Origin of the sequence: Frondihabitans sp. PhB161, assembly GCF_003814635.1 — a bacterium.
In the GTDB taxonomy this organism is placed as follows: domain Bacteria; phylum Actinomycetota; class Actinomycetes; order Actinomycetales; family Microbacteriaceae; genus Frondihabitans.
In genome coordinates this window covers 519,091-533,963 of the sequence record NZ_RKQW01000002.1, presented here as the reverse complement: position 1 = coordinate 533,963, position 14,873 = coordinate 519,091, and the positions used below count along the sequence as shown (strand labels likewise).

Below are 14,873 nucleotides of genomic sequence, written 5' to 3'. Positions count from 1 at the left end.
TCGCCGGGCCGAACAGCGGGATGGATTACCACTCGCTCAACGCCATGCTCAACCTCTACGGCCCGAACGGTGAAATCCAGTTCGACAAAGACCGCGAGGCAGCGAAGCAGTACTTCCTGCAGCACGTGAACCAGAACACCGTCTTCTTCCACAACCTGAAGGAGCGCCTCGACTATCTGGTCGAGAACCAGTACTACGAGCAGGCCACGATCGACCTGTACTCGTTCGACTTCATCGAGAAGCTCAACGAGCTCGCCTACTCCAAGAAGTTCCGCTTCCAGACCTTCCTCGGCGCCTTCAAGTACTACACCTCGTACACGCTCAAGACGTTCGACGGAAAGCGCTACCTCGAGCGCTTCGAAGACCGCGTGGTGATGACGGCTCTCGGCCTCGCTCAGGGCGACGAGAAGCTCGCCGTCGACCTCGTCGAAGAGATCATCGCCGGGCGCTTCCAGCCCGCGACGCCGACGTTTCTCAACACGGCCAAGGCGCAGCGCGGCGAGCTCGTCAGCTGCTTCCTGCTTCGCATCGAAGACAACATGGAGTCGATCTCGCGCGGCATCAACTCGTCGCTGCAGCTCTCCAAGCGCGGTGGCGGCGTGGCCCTGTCGCTCTCCAACATCCGTGAGGCCGGCGCCCCGATCAAGCAGATCGAAAACCAGTCGTCGGGCATCATCCCCGTCATGAAGCTCCTCGAAGACAGCTTCAGCTACGCCAACCAGCTCGGAGCCCGCCAGGGTGCTGGCGCCGTTTACCTGAGCGCTCACCACCCCGACATCCTGCGGTTCCTCGACACCAAGCGCGAGAACGCCGACGAGAAGATCCGCATCAAGACGCTGTCCCTCGGCGTGGTCGTGCCCGACATCACCTTCGAGCTCGCCAAAAAAGACGAAGACATGTACCTCTTCTCGCCGTACGACGTCGAGCGCGTCTACGGAGTTCCCTTCGGCGACATCTCCATCTCTGACAAGTACCGCGAGATGGTCGACGACAGCCGCATCAAGAAGACCAAGATCAACGCTCGCGAGTTCTTCCAGACCATCGCCGAGATCCAGTTCGAGTCGGGCTACCCGTACATCGTGTTCGAAGACACGGTGAACAAGGCCAACCCGATCAAGGGCCGGATCAACATGTCGAACCTGTGCTCCGAGATCCTCCAGGTCAACACGCCGACCACCTTCAATGAAGACCTCTCGTACAACGAGATCGGCAAAGACATCTCGTGCAACCTCGGGTCGATGAACATCGCCCTGTCGATGGACAGCGACAACTTCGGCCGCACCGTCGAGACCGCGATCCGCGGCCTCAGCGCGGTCAGCGACATGAGCCACATCGCGTCCGTCCGCTCGATCGAGGTCGGCAACGACTCGTCGCACGCCATCGGCCTCGGCCAGATGAACCTCCACGGCTACCTGGCACGCGAGCGCGTGCACTACGGCAGCGAAGAGGCGATCGACTTCACGAACATCTACTTCTATACGGTGCTGTTCCACGCCCTGCGCGCATCGAACCGGATTGCCATCGAGCGCAAAGTCACCTTCGGGGGCTTCGAAGATTCGAAGTACGCCGACGGATCCTTCTTCGACAAGTACACCGAGCAGGAGTGGGTGCCCTCGACGGCCCGCGCCGCTGCGCTGTTCGCCGACGCCGACGTGACGATCCCGACGCAAGACGACTGGCGCGCACTCAAGCAGAGCGTCATGGAGCACGGCATCTACAACCAGAACCTCCAGGCTGTGCCGCCGACCGGGTCGATCTCGTACATCAACCACTCGACGTCGTCGATCCACCCGATCGCGTCGAAGATCGAGATCCGCAAGGAGGGCAAGCTGGGCCGCGTCTACTACCCCGCGCCTTTTATGACCAACGACAACCTCGACTACTACACCGACGCGTACGAGATCGGGCCGGAGAAGATCATCGACACGTACGCCGCGGCAACGCAGCACGTCGACCAGGGTCTCTCGCTCACGCTGTTCTTCAAAGACACCGCGACCACTCGCGACATCAACAAGGCGCAGATCTACGCATGGCGCAAGGGCATCAAGACGATCTACTACATCCGTCTTCGCCAGCTCGCACTCGAGGGCACCGAGGTCGATGGCTGCGTCAGCTGCATGCTGTAAAGCCCCGGCACGCTGACGAGCTCAGCCTGCTCTGACGGCCGCGGGTGCGGCGCCGAGTGTGGCGCACCCGCGGTTGTCCTCCCCCGTTTTGATCGCATAACGACTACAGGATCCTGAAATGACTGTTACAGACCCGGCCCACGCCATCGGCAAGAGCATCCCGCTCGTGCGTGCCGTGAGCGCGATCAACTGGAACCGCATCCACGACGACAAAGACGTCGAGGTCTGGAACCGGCTGGTCAACAACTTCTGGCTGCCCGAGAAGATCCCGCTGTCGAACGACGTGCAGTCGTGGAACACGCTGACCCCCGAAGAGCAGCAGCTCACCATGCGGGTGTTCACCGGGCTGACCCTGCTCGACACGATTCAGGGCACCGTTGGCGCGATCAGCCTGATCCCCGACGCGATCACGCCGCACGAAGAGTCGGTCTACACGAACATCGCGTTCATGGAGTCGGTGCACGCCAAGAGCTATTCGTCGATCTTCTCGACCCTCGCATCGACCCCCGAGATCGACGACGCGTTCCGCTGGTCGGAGGAGAACGTCAACCTTCAGAAGAAGGCCCAGATCGTTCTCGACTACTACACCGGTGACGACCCCCTGAAGCGCAAGGTCGCCTCGACGCTGCTCGAATCGTTCCTCTTCTACTCGGGCTTCTACCTGCCGATGTACTGGTCGTCGCGCGCCAAGCTGACCAACACCGCCGACATGATCCGCCTCATCATCCGCGACGAGGCCGTGCACGGGTACTACATCGGCTACAAGTTCCAGAAGGGGCTCGAAGGCGCCTCCGACGAGCGCAAGCAAGAGATCAAGGACTACACGTTCAATCTCCTGTTCGAGCTCTACGACAACGAGGTGCAGTACACCCAAGACCTCTACGACTCGGTCGGGCTGACCGAAGACGTCAAGAAGTTCCTGCACTACAACGCCAACAAGGCGCTGATGAACCTGGGCTACGAGCCGATGTTCCCGAAAGACGTCACCGATGTGAACCCGGCGATCCTGTCGGCCCTCTCGCCGAACGCCGACGAGAACCACGACTTCTTCTCGGGCTCCGGCTCGTCGTACGTCATCGGCAAGGCCGAGACCACCGAAGACGAAGACTGGGACTTCTAACAAGTCGGCTCTCCTCGCTAGAAGATTCGAAACGGCCAAAACCACCTGCCGCGGCAGGTGGTTTTGGCCGTTTGGCGTCGGGTAGCGCAGCGCATCGGAACCCTGAGCCCGGGCAAGCTCACCCGAACGGAATGCACCCCACGATGACGCCGACCGCGAGCATCGCCAACGCCACGACGGCCGCACGCCACAGCACCTTCCTGTGGTGGTCGCCGAGGTTGACGTTCGCCAGCGACACGAGCAGCAGAATCGCCGGCACGAGCGGGCTCTGAAGGTGCACCGGCTGCCCGACCACCGACGCGCGGGCCATCTCGACCGGGGTGATGCCGAACGCGGCAGCACTCTGCGACAGCACGGGCAGGATGCCGAAGTAGAAGGCGTCGTTGCTCATGAAGAAGGTCAGCGGCAGGCTCAGAACGCCGGTGATCACGGCGAGATACGGTCCCATCGAGTCGGGGATCACCCGCACCAGCCAGTCGGCCATCGCATCGACCATGCCGGTGCCGTCGAGCACCCCGATGAGCACGCCCGCGGCGAAGACCATCGACACGACGCCGACGATGCTCGGCGCATGGGCCACGATCTCGGCCGACTGGCTCTTCACCTGCGGAAAATTGACCAGCAGCGCGATGGCCGTCGCGACCATGAAGACGTAGGCGAGCGGCACGACGTCGAGCACGAGCACGACCATCACGGCGACTGTGAGCGCGAGGTTGAACCAGATCAGCTTCGGGCGGAGCGTGGGGCGGTCGGGATCGAGCATCGTGTCGGCCAGGGTTCCTGAAGCCTCACCGCGTGGGCCGGATTCTTCGCCGTCGCCCACCTCATCGGTGCCGTCGGCACCCGCGCGACGCCCGTCGGCCACTCCGCCGCGGAGCCCGAGAGCGACCGTCGAGCTCGTGAACATCGAGGATCCGTCGCCCCCGGCCAGGGCGAGAGCGCGCGACTTCCCGACACGGCCGGCTGCGCGACCGGCGGACAGCACCTTCGATTCGCCGAGCTCGACCAGCCCGAGGCGCTTGCGTTCGCGGAGGCCGAGGATCCAGGCGAAGCCGAACGCGAGGATCAGGCCCACGACGAGCGAGGGCACGAGCGGCACGAAGATGTCGGCGGCGTCGACCTTGAGTGCCGCTGCGGCGCGTGCCGTCGGGCCGCCCCACGGGACGATGTTGAGTGTGCCGTTGGTGAGACCGGCGACGCAGGTGAGCACGACGGGGCTCATGCCGAGGCGCAGGTAGATCGGCAGCATCGCGGCCGTCACGACGATGAAGGTCGTCGATCCGTCGCCGTCGAGCGACACGGCGCCGGCGAGCAGGGCCGTGCCGAGCACGATCTTGGCGGGGTCGTTGCCGGTGACCCGCAGGATGAAGCGCACGAGCGGGTCGAAGAGCCCGACGTCGATCATGAGCCCGAAGAACATGATGGCAAACATGAGCAGGGCCGCCGTCGGCGCGAGCGTGCCGATGGCCTCGAGGATCATGTCGCCGAGCCCGAGACCGGCCCCGGTGAAGAGGCCGAAGATCGTCGGAACGATGATGAGGGCGAGCATGGGCGAGAGGCGCTTGGTCATGATGAGCACCATGAAGGCGATGACCATGCCGTAGCCGAGGAGGACGAGCATTGCGAGGACTCCTTTGTCCGGTGGTGTGCTCCCAGCACGCTAGGGGGGTCGCGTGGCTGCGTCGTGCTTTTGCGCATTGGTCGAGTACAGCGCGTTGGCCGCGTTCTGCGCATTCTGCTCACGAGGGTGGGGCGGGAGTGCCTAGGCTGGGTCGCGTGATCGACGCTGACACGACGAGGCCGGAGACGGCACGACCCACCCGACGCGGTGCGCGCTTCGCGACGCAGCTGCTGGTGCTTCAGCTCGTCGTCGTGATCGTCGTGGTCGGTCTCACCAGCGCCGTCTTCTTCCGCATCGCAGTGCACCGCCTCGAGACCGGTGCCGAATCGACAGCGCTGGCAATCGCACAGAGCGTCGCCAGCGACACCGACCTGCGAAGCGAGGTCGCTCGACTGAGCGTCGACGGCACCGACCTCGATCGCGCGGCGTTGGCCGACGGCCCCGTCCAGGCGGGCGCCCTCGACACGGCCCGCCGCACGGGCGCGCTGTTCGTCGTCGTCACCGACGACAACGGAATCCGTCTCGCCCACCCCGACGTCGACCGGATCGGCGAGCTCGTCAGCACGAGTGCGGCAGCGGCCCTCCGCGGCGAAGAGACCGTGTCGTGGGATCGTGGCACCCTGGGCGAGTCGGGCCGCGCGAAGGTACCGATCTACGCGTCCGGCGCGGGAGCGAACTCGAAGCCCGTCGGCGAGGTCAGCGTCGGTTTCGCCCGAGCCCGCGTGTACGACTCACTCATGCGCGACGCGATTCCCGTCTTCGGAGTGGGCCTGCTTGCGCTTCTGATCGGCATCGTCGCGTCGATTCTCATCCGCCGACGCCTGGTTCGCCTCACGCTCGGGCTCCAGCCCGAAGACCTGGTGTCACTCGTGCAGAACCAGCAGGCGGTCCTCGGCGGTTTCGGGGAGGGGGTGTTCGCGGTGTCACCGACGGGCGTGGTCACGGTCTGGAACGAGAGGGCGGCCGCGCTACTCGGAATTCAGGATCCGACGGGTCGCCCGATCGAGGAGGCCTCGCTTCCGGGTGAGTTCCGTCGGATCCTTGGCTCGCCGTCGTCCGAGGGCGACAGCACGCTCGTGGTCGGCGCCCACGTGCTGCTCGTCGATGTGCGCCGCGTTGCGCGCGACGGCCATGATCTCGGGGTCGTGGCCGTCGTCCGCGACCGGACCGACGTCGAGGCGCTCTCGCGCCGGCTCGACGCGGTCGGTGCGATGACGACGGCCCTGCGGGCTCAGCGGCACGAGTTCGCCAACCGCCTGCACGCGGTGTCGGGGCTGCTCGAGATCGGTCAGGTCGAGCAGGCACGCGGCTACCTGGCCGACGTGCTCGAGCGAGGGCCGCTCCGCTATCCCGTGAAGCACGCCGACCGGTTGACCGAGCCGTATCTGCAGGCATTCCTCGGGGCGAAGGGCGTCGAGGCAGCCGAGCGCGGCGTGCTGCTGCAGCTCGGTGCCGAGACGCTCGTCGCAGGCGTCGTCGCCGAGCCGGGCGACGTCACGACCGTGCTCGGCAACCTCATCGACAACGCGGTCGCCGCGGCGGTAGCGGGCGACGTCAGCCCGGCGTGGGTCGAGATCGAGGTGCTCGACGACGGCTCCGATCTGCACCTCTCGGTGATGGACTCCGGCCGCGGTTTCAGGCCGAGTGCTGCCTCCGCGGATCCGTTCGAGCGGCGGCCGGGCCCTACCGACACGCCTCCGCAACCGGGGGCGAAGGATCCGGCGCACGGCCTCGGCTTCGGTCTGCCCCTGTCGCGCGAGCTGGCTCGTCGCAGCGGCGGAGACGTGTGGCTCGCGTCCGCCGGTGGCGACGATCACGGCGCGATCTTCTGCGCTCGCCTCGTCGCCGTCATGACCCCGGGAGGTCTCTCGTGAACGACCCCGATCTCGTCGTCCTCGTCGTCGACGACGACTTCTACGTGGCCGACCTGCATCGTCGGCAGGTCGACGAGCTTGCCGGATTCCGGGCACTCGCCCCCGTGGGAACGGCGGCCGAGGCGAGGCGCGTCGTCGCGGAAACAGCGGTCGACCTCGTGCTGCTCGACGTCTACCTGCCCGACGGCTCCGGGCTCGACCTGCTCCGCACCCTCGACACCGACGTGTTCGTGGTGAGCGCCGCCTCCGATCCTGCGACCGTCCGGTCGGCCCTGCGCCGCGGAGCTCTCGCCTACCTGATCAAGCCCTTCTCGGCCGACCTGCTGGCCGAGCGGCTCCGCGCGTACCTGCGCTTTCGCAACGTGCTCGACGACCGCGGAACCCTCGATCAGGAGGCGGTCGAGCGGGGCCTGAGGATCCTGCACTCCGGCGATTCGAAAGCGGGCTCGCCGTCGCGCGCGGCGACCGAGCGGAGTGTGCTCGACGTGCTCTCCCCGGACGTCGAGCTGTCGGCGGCAGAGGTCGCGGAGCGCGTCGGGGTGAGTCGAGCGACGGCACAGCGCTACCTGGCCACCCTGTCGGCCGAGGGGCTGGCCCGGATGCGGCTGCACTACGGCACCACCGGGCGGCCCGAGCACCGCTACTCGGGCGTTTGACTTGCCGGCTTCGTCGTGTGCGGGGGCTCTGTTGTCTGCAGTGGCTTCTTCATCTGCACCGACGTCGTCGTGTAGCCGAGCGATTCGCAGAGGCCCCGGGTCACCGTGTTGTAGCCGAAGACGTTGAGGCCGAGGGCCTCGGCGCCGAGTTCGGCGCGAGACGCTCTTTCGTGCCTGGCGAAGTCGCCTGGGGTGGAGATGGCCGCATACCGCCTTTGAGGACTAAAAATCCACAATTTCTTGTTTGTAATTTGACATTTAGATCGGGTCTGCTTTTCGATGAGACGTCCGCCAAACGATTGGAAAAATAATGAAATTTCTTCAAACGAGCCGCTCGCGGAAGATCAGCCTTCCGCTGTTCGTGGGGGCAACCTTGTCTCTCATCGCTCTCGGGTCGACGGCTGCCCACGCCACCGCTGGACCGAATCGTGTTCCAGCGGGAACGTATGTCGATGAGTCATTTGACCCAACAGCCCCCTCGGTAGTGATTGGCGAGAGCGGCGGCTCAGGTCGAAGCGGTTGCCCAGACCGGAATTACGTTGCCCTCGGATACGTGTGGTCCAATTCCGTCAACGGGTGCAACGTGATTGGCACTAATAGCAAGGTGAAGGTTGGGTATGGGTGGGCAACCGATGGTCGAGGGTCGGCTGTGATCAATGCCAAGGGCTTTAACTCGGCAAGGAAGACGACGTGGTACGCGGCAGGTCGAGGAACTGGACGAACGATTCAGATCAACTGGGGAAATGTGGCTGCGAGTAAGCAGATCCAGGGCATCTCCACGGGCGCACTCGCGACCAAGATTAAGTTCTCCTGAGATGTGGGCTCGCGGCGCACACCAGCAAAGTGTCAAGCGACGCGGATTCAAAGTCGTAAGTGGCGCAGCGTGCGTGCTGATTTTTACTGGCTGCGCCGCGATGCCTGAACCCGTGGTTCAGTCCGAGACCAAGGCAACGTACCTCTCGAGGTCAGGGCAAGAGCATCAGTTAAGATCTTTGACTCAGCACCTCTCGTGCGCATCGGTCATAGAGGTTTCGAACGACCTAACCTTTTACGACGATGTCCTGGGTCAGGACTGCTACCTCCGCAGTGACGATGTTGTCGTCGTCCGCGTCTTTCATGCCTCATCGTCAGTAGCTCAGGTCCTTACCGATGATTGGGAGCCTTCGCTTGGAGAAGATCGGCAGGTCGTTTCAGGAAAGAACTGGTTTGTGGTCGGACCACCCAAGGAGTTAACTCGCTTTGAGAATATAAAGGGACGCGAAGAAGGGCCCTCAAGCACCATTCCCTCGCCTGAGCCCTTGACCGAGCGACAGAGCTCCTTGACGACGTGCGGCAGATTCCTCAGCTCGGCAGTGCGTGCCTACATTTTCAGCCCGTCCGACTACCCAGGTGACAGTGATGAATTTCGAAAGCTCTTCCCGGGGGCCAACAAAATGATTCACTCGGAGCTTTCGCCAGCCGTCTTAGGGAATTTGAGATCCATGCCCGAAGACCAAGTCATGGCGGCTGTGACCGACTACCTTCCGAATCTCAAGGCTCTCTGCAAGAGTGCTCCGAAAGCCGAAGTAGCGACGCAATGACCACTTACCCTTCTCTGGAAACCATGCCTGGAGGGTAAAGCGCCCGGATGGACCAGTTCTAACCGTGGGCTGGCGGCTAAAGTACTGACGAGGACGCGACTGTAGATTGCGAAGAACCGGCAACCCGAGCACGGCTATTCGCTGGCGTAGCCAAGCTTGTCTTGTGGTTGCAGCGGCTTCTTCATCTGCACCGACGTCGTCGTGTAGCCAAGCGACTCGTAAAGGGCCCGAGCCACCGTGTTGTAGCCGAAGTCGTTAAGGCCGAGCGTTGCGGCTCCGAGTTCTTTGGGGGCCCTCTCGGCGAGTTCCATGGCGGCGCGGCCGTGGCCCCGGCCGCGATGCGCCTCGTCGATCTCGATGTCCCAGACCCACCAGCCCTTCGAGGCCGGGTCGATTACGCCGATCCACAGGATGCCCACGATCTCGCCATCGGCCAAGACGTTGAACGGGTGCTGGTCGGGAGCGGGCTTGCCGAGCGGGAACGTACAAGCCAACGAGGCGTCGGAATTCGCGACGGCCTGGTCACGACTGTCGCCCGCCTTCATGCGCGACTCGATGTAGCTCGCGGCGGTGTGATCGAGCCACGGGGCGAGGCGCTGGGGCGGCATCGGCTGGAGCGAGATCGTCATGGTTCAGGGTGCCACCGACGCCGTTGGCGTGGGGGAGGGAGAGATGGTCCGCTGGGGGTCGGTCTTCGAGAACTCGCGACCGGCCACGAGGATCGCCCCGATGCCGATGCTCACGAACAGGGCCAGTACGACGACGATGCCGATGATGGCGAGAGTTCGGCGAGCGGGCACGGAGCGACCTTACTGGGCTTGAAGCGGTCAGGCGGGGAGCACGGCCACCGAGCAGCGCGTCACATACGGCAGATCGACCGTCGCGCGGCCCGCGGTGTCGGGGTGCGTCTCGAGCAGTTCGCGAACGCGGGCGAGCTGCGCCTCCCGCTCGGCCTCGGGCAGCGTGATGACGTAGCTGCGCGAGGCCACCATGGCGACGACCTCGTCGTGCGTCATCGGGTTGACCCAGGCGAAGTCGCGCCGCTCGACGGGGAGGAAGGGCGGGCCTACTCGCGGCTCCTCGGATTCGAGCTCGCTCTCGGACGCCGCGTCGATGATCTCGTCGAGCGCCGCGGCCCAGGGGGTGCTCGTGTCGCGGATGTTCCACAGCAGGGCGAGGACGCCGCCGGGCTTCAGCACACGGGCCGCCTCGGGGACGGCGCGCTCGGGATCGACCCAGTGCCAGGCCTGGGCGGCGAAGATCGCATCGGCGCTTTCGCCGTCGACCGGCATGCGCTCGGCCGACCCCGGAAGCGCCTGCGCCCCGGGCACGGCACGGATGAGCGTCTCGCGCATCTTCTCGGACGGCTCGACGGCGGTGACACGTGGCACCCGCTCGACCAGCAGTCGGGTGAGTTTGCCGGTGCCGGCCCCGAGGTCGATGACGTGCTGGGCGCCCTCGGGCAGGAGCCACTCGACGGCCTCGGCCGGGTACGACGGGCGCCCTCGCTCGTAGACGTCGGCGGCCGAGCCGAAGGAGGTGGCGTTGGCTGCATGTCGCTGGTCGGGTTCGAAGGCGTCGCCGGAGTTCATGCCTCCACTGTGCCACTCGAGCCTGGTCGTGAGACCTCAGAAACAACCGATCCTGTCGCCGCTCGACGGTCGAATTTGAGGTCTCACGGGCGACCTACGCGAGGGCGGAGCGGATCGCAGCGACGCCAGCGCGCACCTCGGCGAAGGTGGTGGAGAGCGGCGAGAGACCGAGGCGAAGGGCGTCGGGATTGCGGAAGTCGGGGATCACCCCGGCCTGCCAGAGCGACGGCAGAATCTCGCGGAACGCCGGATGTGTGACCGTAACGTGGCTGCCTCGGATCCTGGTGTCTCTGGGGGTCGCCACACGGACCCCGAGCGGCACGAGCCACTCGTCGACCAGAGCGAAGGCGTAGTCGGTGAGAGCGAGCGACTTGGTGCGGATCGCCTCGATTCCGGCCTCGTCGATCTGATCGAGCATGTCGCGGAGCGGGAGCATGCCGACGATCGGGGGAGTGCCGCTGATGAAGCGGCGGATGCTCGGCGCGGGCTCGTACGACGCGGCCATCGCGAAGACGTCGGCGGCGCCCATCCAGCCCTGGATCGGCTGCTCGAGCACCTCCTGCAGCTCTCGGCGCACGTAGGCGAACGCGGGAGCGCCGGGGCCGCCGTTCAAGAACTTGTAGCTGCAGCCGACGGCGAGGTCGACGCCCGAGTCGTCAAGCGACATCGGCACGACTCCCGCCGAGTGGCAGAGATCCCAGACGACGAGTGCCCCGGCGTCGTGCGCGATTCGACTGATCTCGGTGAGATCGGCCAGGTAGCCCGACCGGTACGACACGTGGTTGACGAGCACGACGGCCGTGCGATCGCAGACCGCTTCCGCGACTAGCTGGGGAGTCACGCCGAGAGTCGGGTCGACGCTCACCCAGCGGATCGAGCCGCCGCGCTCGCGCGCGATGCCCTCGACGACGAACCGGTCGGTCGGAAACTGGTCGTCGTCGATGACGATCTCGTCGCGGCCCGACTTCTGCCCGTGGTCGAGAGCGGCGCGCAGCAGCTTGTAGAGCAGCACGGTGGTCGAATCGCCGATCACGGTCTGACCGGCGGCTGCGCCGAGCACCAAGGATCCGAGACGGTCACCGAGCGACGTCGGTGCGTCCATCCACTGGTCGTCCCACGAGCGGATCAGGCGGGTGCCCCAGTCATGGGCGAGAAATGACGCGATGCGCTCGCCGGTGGCCTTGAGCGGTCGGCCGAGCGAATTGCCGTCGAGGTAGGCGACGACACCCTCGGCGGGCACGAAGCGCTCGGTGAAGTGCGCGAGCGGGTCGGCTGCGTCGAGCAGTGCGGCGTCGAGGTGGCTCTCATCGGAGTGGCTGCTGTCGGGGGCGATGGTCGGGGGCGTCATTCGGCTTCTCTCACGAGGGCGGGCAAAGTCAGGATCCGACTGGTCGCCAGATCGGCGATCGTCGCGGGTCGATCGGGCATCCACGTCACGAGGCGCGTGTCGTAGCCGGGCTCACCGCTGCCGGGCGTCAGCGAACTCAGCACGGCGTCGGGCGTCAGCCCGGCGGCGCTCAGCCCCGCGAGCTCGATGCCGTTGAGCCCCAGCGGCAGCTCGCCATTGCCGAGGTCGGTGCCGTAGAGCACGGAGCCGCCGCGGGCGTGGAAGCGGGCGAGGTTGTCGACGGCGATGTCGTAGGCGTCGCCGCCCTGGCCGTTGGCGCCGGAGGGGCGGGCGTGGATCGCGAGCGTCGAGATCCAGGTCATCGAGTGGGCGAGGTCGTCGAGGAGGTCGTCGTCGAGGCGCTCCGAGAACGGGGTGTGGGCCAGGGCGTCGACGCGGGCTCGGGCCGCGCGGCGGGTCTGGCCGAGGCCCTGCGCGTGGGCGACGACCGGGAGGCCGGCGTCGTGGGCGGCACCGACGACGGCGTCGAGGGTCTCGTCGCTCCAGACGGGGCCGGCGTCGGAGTTGAGGGTGATCTTGACGATGCTCGCGCCGACGGCTCTGACGCCGTCGATCACGTGCTTCGCGTCGTCGCTGGTTGCGACGGCGACGGCCGCCGCTGCCGGAGCCCACGCCGAGCGGCTGGGGTAGCCGCCGGGTGCTCCGAGCAGCGGGCCCGCCATCGACACCTCGGGCCAGCCGCTCTCGGGGTCGGCGCCGATGCTCGGCCAGGCCTGCGCCTGCGCGGGATCCCACCCCAGGTCGACCACGCGCCCGATACCGCCGGCGACCAGGGCGCCGGCGTCGATCAGGCCGAGGTGCACGTGCGAGTCGGTGAAGGGGGCGAGCACGACGCCCCGGAGGTGGCCGTCGGATTCTGTTCTCTGGGGGGCGCTGTCGGGGTCGCTGCCCGGGTCGCTGGCGAGCGCGTCGGCCGGCCCGGCGTATCGCAGCCGCCCGGCCTCGATGGTCAGCGCGCTGGCCCCGCGCCAGCCGCCGAACCAGGCGTCGTCGCAGGTGAGGAGCATGACTCCATCCTGCCGTGATCCGCCGACATCGTCCGCGTCTGGCCGCTCGTCCGCCCATCGGCGTCGCTGTCGGCGCCGGCGCCCCGAGTGACGCCAAATGCCGGGGAGGCCAGGCCGCAGACGGCATTAGGCGGCACTCGATGACGGCCAACAGACTGCAGACGCATCGAGGTGTCGGGGTACCGGCGAACCCGGGCACTGCGCTCGGCGCATGCTGATCCGCAGCCGTCGGCCTGCACGTCATGCACCTGCGTTTCTAACCCTTCGAGACCTCGATCTCGACGACCGCCCACGAGAGAGCCGGCAGGCGCAGCCTCGCGGTCGAGCCGTCGACGACGACTCCGTCGAGCGGCACGAGGCCGACTGTATCCTGCGACTCGAGCGTGTTCGCGGTCAGGCGCGTGCCACCCGACGGGATCTCGAGCAGCTCGGCGCGGAGAACCCGGCCACCGGCGAACCCGTTCAGCGCGACCGTGACGTCGGCCGACTCGTCGAGTCCGCGGTTGGCCAGGAACAGCGCGACGCGTCCGTTCTGCTCGTCGAAGGTCGCACTCACGTCGACCTGGTCGGCGTCGCCGAACTGCTTCGACGACACCTTGTCGCTCGTGGTCGCGGTGCGGAGGATCTCGCCGCGCGCGAGAGCCGCCATGCGGGCGAACGGCCAGAAGATGGTCTGCTTCCAGGCCGGACCGTTCTCTTCGGAGCGGATCGGGGCGATCACGTTGACGAGCTGCGCCTGGTTCGCGATCGACACGCGGTCGCCGTGCCGCAGCAGCGAGTTGAGCAGCGTGCCCACCACGACGGCGTCGGTCACGTTGTACGTGTCTTCGATCAGGCGGGGGTGCTCACGCCACGACTGTGACACGGCGCCGGGCTGGTCGTCGGTCTCGAGGCCGGTCTGGTACCAGACGTTCCACTCGTCGAACGAGAGGTTGATGTACTTCTTGGCCTTGCGCTTCGCCCGGACCGCATCGCACGTCGCGACGACCGACTCGATGAAGTAGTCCATGTCGACGGCCGACGCCAGGAACGACGAGGCGTCGCCGTCGTGCTCCTGGTAGTACGCGTGCATCGACATGTAGTCGACCTCGTCGTAGGCGTGCGACAGCACCGTGTGCTCCCACGAACCGAACGTCGGCATGCCCGAGTTCGACGAGCCGACCGCGACGAGCTCGATCGACGGGTCGACGAAGCGCATGGCCTTGCCGGCCTCCTGCGCGAGGCGGCCGTACTCCTCGGCGGTTTTGTGGCCGATCTGCCAGGGGCCGTCGAGCTCGTTGCCGAGGCACCAGAGCTTGATGTCGAAGGGGTCCTTCGCACCGTTGGCGATGCGCCTGTCGGAGAGCGCGGTGCCGCCGGGGTGGTTGGCGTACTCGACGATCTCACGGGCCGCGTCGACGCCGCGGGTGCCGAGGTTGATCGCCTCCATCACCTCGACGTCGGCGTCTTTCGACCACTCGACGAACTCGTGCAGGCCGAAGGCGTTGGTCTCGACGGTGTGCCACGCGCCGTCGAGGCGGCGCGGGCGCTCCTCGACGGGGCCGACGCCGTCTTCCCAGTTGTAGCCCGAGACGAAGTTGCCGCCGGGGTAGCGGACGACCGTGGGTCCGAGCTCCTTGACGAGCTTCAGCACGTCCTGGCGGAAGCCGCGCTCGTCGGCCTCGGGGTGACCCGGCTCGTAGATGCCGGTGTAGACGCAGCGTCCCATGTGCTCGACGAACGAGCCGAACAGGCGGCGGGGCACCGGTCCGATCGTGAAGTCGCGGTCGATGACAATGCGCGCGGAGGGCATAGGGATCCTTACGTGGGTGATGGGTGGTGTGGTGCAGAAGAAACGAGAGCGCAGGATCCCGGTGCTGCGGATCCTGCGCCCGTCGCGTATCGAACTC

Annotated in this window: 11 protein-coding genes; 4 read left to right on the top strand and 7 right to left on the bottom strand. The window is 66.3% G+C overall.

Translation table 11 applies throughout. The features are described 5' to 3' along the window. Positions 1 to 20: 20 nt before the first annotated feature. Together nrdE and nrdF are read left to right on the top strand one after the other, a co-directional pair. Positions 21 to 2,126 carry a class 1b ribonucleoside-diphosphate reductase subunit alpha gene (gene nrdE / locus EDF39_RS11205; RefSeq protein ID WP_055963499.1) on the top strand — a complete coding sequence of 702 codons (2,106 nt, stop codon included), beginning with the start codon at positions 21 to 23 and terminating at the stop codon, positions 2,124 to 2,126. A 118-nt stretch (positions 2,127 to 2,244) separates the two neighbouring features. Continuing rightward, a complete protein-coding gene (nrdF, locus tag EDF39_RS11200) occupies positions 2,245 to 3,246 on the top strand; it encodes a class 1b ribonucleoside-diphosphate reductase subunit beta (RefSeq protein WP_370275181.1) in 1,002 nt (333 codons plus the stop codon). Between the two features lie 118 nt (positions 3,247 to 3,364). Here the strand turns inward: nrdF and EDF39_RS11195 are convergent, their stop codons facing one another. Further along, on the bottom strand, positions 3,365 to 4,867 hold the full coding sequence (locus EDF39_RS11195) for a CitMHS family transporter (RefSeq protein ID WP_123943097.1): 1,503 nt from the start codon (positions 4,865 to 4,867) through the stop codon (positions 3,365 to 3,367). A 155-nt stretch (positions 4,868 to 5,022) separates the two neighbouring features. Between EDF39_RS11195 and EDF39_RS11190 the strand changes: the two genes are divergently transcribed. Both EDF39_RS11190 and EDF39_RS11185 read left to right on the top strand, forming a co-directional pair. Next, entirely contained in the window at positions 5,023 to 6,741 is a 1,719-nt protein-coding gene (locus EDF39_RS11190) for an ATP-binding protein (RefSeq protein WP_233573064.1), read from the top strand. After that, positions 6,738 to 7,397, top strand: coding sequence for a response regulator (locus EDF39_RS11185; RefSeq protein ID WP_123943095.1), 660 nt, complete (start codon positions 6,738 to 6,740; stop codon positions 7,395 to 7,397). The genes EDF39_RS11190 and EDF39_RS11185 overlap by 4 nt, the downstream gene beginning before the upstream one ends. A 1,714-nt stretch (positions 7,398 to 9,111) precedes the next feature. Here the strand turns inward: EDF39_RS11185 and EDF39_RS11180 are convergent. From EDF39_RS11180 to EDF39_RS11160, 6 genes are all read right to left on the bottom strand, one after another. After that, positions 9,112 to 9,606: a GNAT family N-acetyltransferase gene (locus EDF39_RS11180; RefSeq protein WP_123943093.1), complete on the bottom strand. Its 495-nt coding sequence runs from the start codon at positions 9,604 to 9,606 to the stop codon at positions 9,112 to 9,114. Between the two features lie 3 nt (positions 9,607 to 9,609). Continuing rightward, positions 9,610 to 9,777 (bottom strand): hypothetical protein, encoded by a 168-nt coding sequence (locus EDF39_RS17515; protein WP_158613220.1) that lies wholly within the window; start codon positions 9,775 to 9,777, stop codon positions 9,610 to 9,612. Positions 9,778 to 9,804: 27 nt separating this feature from the next. Then, positions 9,805 to 10,569, bottom strand: a complete 765-nt coding sequence (locus tag EDF39_RS11175) for a class I SAM-dependent methyltransferase (protein ID WP_123943091.1) — start codon at positions 10,567 to 10,569, stop codon at positions 9,805 to 9,807. Positions 10,570 to 10,663: 94 nt separating this feature from the next. Further along, the gene (locus tag EDF39_RS11170; RefSeq protein ID WP_123943089.1) at positions 10,664 to 11,917 is read right to left on the bottom strand and encodes a kynureninase; all 1,254 of its coding nucleotides are present in this window, start codon (positions 11,915 to 11,917) and stop codon (positions 10,664 to 10,666) included. Continuing rightward, positions 11,914 to 12,984 carry an amidohydrolase gene (locus EDF39_RS11165; RefSeq protein ID WP_123943087.1) on the bottom strand — a complete coding sequence of 357 codons (1,071 nt, stop codon included), beginning with the start codon at positions 12,982 to 12,984 and terminating at the stop codon, positions 11,914 to 11,916. Before EDF39_RS11165 ends, EDF39_RS11170 begins: the two co-directional genes overlap by 4 nt. A gap of 256 nt (positions 12,985 to 13,240) precedes the next feature. Continuing rightward, the gene (locus tag EDF39_RS11160) at positions 13,241 to 14,776 is read right to left on the bottom strand and encodes an alpha-N-arabinofuranosidase (protein ID WP_123943085.1); all 1,536 of its coding nucleotides are present in this window, start codon (positions 14,774 to 14,776) and stop codon (positions 13,241 to 13,243) included. Positions 14,777 to 14,873 lie beyond the last annotated feature (97 nt).

Coding starts and splice junctions, on each gene's coding strand:
- nrdE (WP_055963499.1), top strand. CDS start 21: ATGGATTACCACTCGCTCAACGCCATGCTCAACCTCTACGGCCCGAAC.
- nrdF (WP_370275181.1), top strand. CDS start 2,245: ATGACTGTTACAGACCCGGCCCACGCCATCGGCAAGAGCATCCCGCTC.
- EDF39_RS11195 (WP_123943097.1), bottom strand. CDS start 4,867: ATGCTCGTCCTCCTCGGCTACGGCATGGTCATCGCCTTCATGGTGCTC.
- EDF39_RS11180 (WP_123943093.1), bottom strand. CDS start 9,606: ATGACGATCTCGCTCCAGCCGATGCCGCCCCAGCGCCTCGCCCCGTGG.
- EDF39_RS11175 (WP_123943091.1), bottom strand. CDS start 10,569: ATGAACTCCGGCGACGCCTTCGAACCCGACCAGCGACATGCAGCCAAC.
- EDF39_RS11170 (WP_123943089.1), bottom strand. CDS start 11,917: ATGACGCCCCCGACCATCGCCCCCGACAGCAGCCACTCCGATGAGAGC.
- EDF39_RS11165 (WP_123943087.1), bottom strand. CDS start 12,984: ATGCTCCTCACCTGCGACGACGCCTGGTTCGGCGGCTGGCGCGGGGCC.
- EDF39_RS11160 (WP_123943085.1), bottom strand. CDS start 14,776: ATGCCCTCCGCGCGCATTGTCATCGACCGCGACTTCACGATCGGACCG.